Raw genomic sequence first — 3,133 nt, forward strand, 5'->3', positions numbered from 1 at the left:
GTGACAGGTTACAGGTGACAGGTGACAGGTGACAGGTGACAGGTGACAGGTGACAGGTGACAGGTGACAGGTGACAGGTGACAGGTGACAGGTGACAGGTGACAGGTGACAGGTGACAGGTGACAGGGAACAGGTGACAGGTGACAGGTGACAGGTGACAGGTGACAAACCCCCAGTTTTTGTTGCATCTTGTAACAAGATGTTTCCTAATCTTGCTAAAACAGGGAAAAGTAGTAAACGAAGTCTTGAAAATCTAGTTCAACTTAGGAGGATTTCCATCATGCCTATCTCAGATACTCAAGTTTACATTGCCTTGGTTGTAGCAATAATTCCAGGAATTCTAGCTTGGCGTTTGGCTACAGAGCTATACAAATAACACCAATGTAACTCTGTTACAGGTGAGCAAGCCTAGTATCCGTAAGCGTGATTTCTAAATCCTTGTAGTTCTAAGCTGTGAGGATTTTGAAAATTGCACCTTACCTTACTAGGTAATATTTTATTCATTCTCATACTTGTATAAATTTCCCAAAAATGAAGTAATATAGCAGCTAAATTAAGCCGCAATTAGCACCTGTTTGCTTCTGACGGTCATTACCGTAAATTATGCAAGCCTATTGTTAGCACCATGAATGCGTTTCAACCATCTAGACCTCCTCTACAACCCGTAGAAAACAAACGAACTGTACCAAGACCTAAACGACGGTTACGCCAACGTGCCTATCAACTAATGGCGCTGGAAACTACAGCCAAAGTAGCAGTTAATATAGTTATTAGTGCAGCAGCGGTATCTGCTTTAGTACAATTATTGCCTTATCATTGGTCACAACAGGATAAGTTGCGAACAGTCCGTACCGAAGTAAAAGTTATGGAAGGGCGTGTGCAAAATTTGCGGACAGAATTCAACCGCAACTTTGATCCCGGCGAAGCTAAAAGTATTATGCAACAAAAATCATTTCGCTTTGACCCTAATCAGCGTCCAGTTATATTGATGAATCGAGATCAGACTGTAATAGAACAATCTAATTCAGCACCTTGATACTCCCCCTGATAATTCTGAATTAAGTCATCTACTACTAAAATTATTCTTCAAAAAATAGCAACTCATTTAACCAGGTTTCAAGTTGCAAACGCAAGCGATAACCAGAAACATCTTGATGATTTAAAGATGGTAGCTCTGCCAATGCGCGACGGTAATCAGCGATCGCACAATTCCAATCACCCCAGAGATGATAAGTCCGTCCCCGTTCCGCCCAGATATTGCCTTTGAGTTGACCAAATAGCATAGCAGTTTCCAGGTTTTCAATAGCTTCAGCATAGTTTCCCAAATCGCGCAAAGTAATACTACGATTAATCCAAGCCCGAACATGATGGGGATTGAGATCCAATGCTTGTTCATAATCAGCTAATGCGTCCGTTAATTGACCACAAGCAGCGTAATAATTAGCCCGATTATTGTAGGCACTAGCTAATTTAGAATTTAGATCCAAGGCTTTGTTATAATCAGAGATGGCTTTTTGACTATCACCACTTTGGAAATAAATTAATCCTCGGTTATTGTAGTCAACAGCATTTTCGGGATGATGGTCAATCAGGTGACTTAAGAGAGCGATCGCTTTGGTATAATCCCCTTGTTGTGCTAACTTCAAAGCACAAGAGCGTAAATAACGTTCTTCTAACATTGATTCATTACCATCCTGTAACCGCTCAGACTGATGACAAGGACTGTTTTGATCAGAAAGACATACTTGATTGTTTTGAATACCAGAATTTAAAAAAGAGTGCTTATTCATACGTTGCCTATTTGATTTACTTGATTTGTCAAATAAAATTACAGATTGTGTGTCTTAATGCCTCTAGGATTGTTGAAGAACGTGGATTTTACATCCAGCAACAGATGAGCCATAAGTCTAATAATGTATACTTCATACCCAGGTTCAATTCCCGAATCAGTAAAATTCTAAAGAATTGAAGTGTAAATTTTAATGATGGGAATAAAAGGGAAGAGGTAATAGACAACGAACAACTGACAACTGACAACTGACAAACCCCTATTTCCCAATTTTAGAAGAGACATTTCTTATGACAACAACAATTTCTTATGCTGATGCAACCGACCTTAATACTGAGGACTATATTGTTCTTGGTTTAGCTACGTGCTTTTATAAAGAAGACGGGGAAGTGCATCAAATTGAAGTGATAGAACCCATTCCTTCCGCAGCTTTAGAAGCTATATGTAAACAAATTCCTACCTCTTACAGATTGATTTATGCAACAACTTTGGGATCTGTATTAGAGGGTGATAAACTACTTTTGCCAGCAGGGTTTCCAGAGTCAGCACAATTTGGAGATGAGTTTCCATTACGGTTATTTTCTGCGGCTCGTACCTATAAGCGCCGTGAAGTAGCCCAAACATTGATTCCCTTGGGAACTACTAAAACCGACTTGAATTATTCGACAGAGCGCAAACGAGTCCTAAATGCAGCTAGAGTTGTCACCAAAGACGACAACGTAAAACAACACTCTCACACTCACAAAGTTCTTTAAGATCCTTATGACTATGTTGAAACTTTATGGCGGTGCTCGCAGTCGGGCTGGGATTATCCAGTGGTACTTAGAGGAACTGGAACTTCCTTATGAATTCGTACTGTTAGATATGAAAGCAGGGGAACATCTCCAGCCTGAGTTCCTCAAAATTAACCCTATGGGTAAAGTTCCGGCGATTGTTGATGGTGATCTCCAGCTTTGGGAATCAGGCGCGATTTTGCTTTATTTAGCGGAAAAATACGCGAAAACCGCTTATTCCTTGGAAGAAAAAGCCATATTTAGTCAGTGGGTATTATTTGCCAACTCTAGTTTAGGAACAGGCATTTTTATAGAAGCCAATCGTGAACGAGAAATGCCACGATTATTGACTCCTTTAAATGAAATTTTGACAAAACAGCCTTTCTTACTGGGTAATGATTTTACCGTTGCTGATGTGGCTGTGGGATCAATCCTCTCCTATATCCCTATTATGCTGAAATTAGATTTGAGTGACTACCCAGCAATTGTGAACTATATTCAGTCAATGTCTGAACGTCCCGCATTTCAAAAAAGCATCGGGGGAAGAAAGTAATTTGGGGTGATTGGGGAC

General features: G+C 40.2%; 5 protein-coding genes. 4 read left to right on the plus strand and 1 reads right to left on the minus strand.

From position 1 onward, the window contains the following. The first annotated feature begins 280 nt into the window (after positions 1-280). Both psaM and IQ226_RS24585 read left to right on the plus strand, forming a co-directional pair. Positions 281-376: a photosystem I reaction center subunit XII gene (psaM, locus tag IQ226_RS24580; protein ID WP_193899737.1), complete on the plus strand. Its 96-nt coding sequence runs from the start codon at positions 281-283 to the stop codon at positions 374-376. 249 nt (positions 377-625) lie between these two features. Then, a complete protein-coding gene (locus IQ226_RS24585; RefSeq protein ID WP_193899739.1) occupies positions 626-1,036 on the plus strand; it encodes a hypothetical protein in 411 nt (136 codons plus the stop codon). Between the two features lie 43 nt (positions 1,037-1,079). Here the strand turns inward: IQ226_RS24585 and IQ226_RS24590 are convergent, their stop codons facing one another. Beyond that, positions 1,080-1,790, minus strand: coding sequence for a tetratricopeptide repeat protein (locus tag IQ226_RS24590; protein ID WP_193899741.1), 711 nt, complete (start codon positions 1,788-1,790; stop codon positions 1,080-1,082). A gap of 289 nt (positions 1,791-2,079) precedes the next feature. Between IQ226_RS24590 and IQ226_RS24595 the strand changes: the two genes are divergently transcribed. Together IQ226_RS24595 and IQ226_RS24600 are read left to right on the plus strand one after the other, a co-directional pair. Then, complete coding sequence (locus IQ226_RS24595; protein WP_168467266.1) at positions 2,080-2,544, plus strand: hypothetical protein; 465 nt, start codon at positions 2,080-2,082, stop codon at positions 2,542-2,544. Positions 2,545-2,557: 13 nt separating this feature from the next. Then, positions 2,558-3,115: a glutathione S-transferase family protein gene (locus tag IQ226_RS24600; RefSeq protein ID WP_193899744.1), complete on the plus strand. Its 558-nt coding sequence runs from the start codon at positions 2,558-2,560 to the stop codon at positions 3,113-3,115. The last annotated feature ends 18 nt before the right edge of the window (positions 3,116-3,133 follow it).

The organism is Dolichospermum sp. LEGE 00240 (assembly GCF_015207875.1).
In the GTDB taxonomy this organism is placed as follows: Bacteria; Cyanobacteriota; Cyanobacteriia; order Cyanobacteriales; family Nostocaceae; genus Dolichospermum; species Dolichospermum gracile.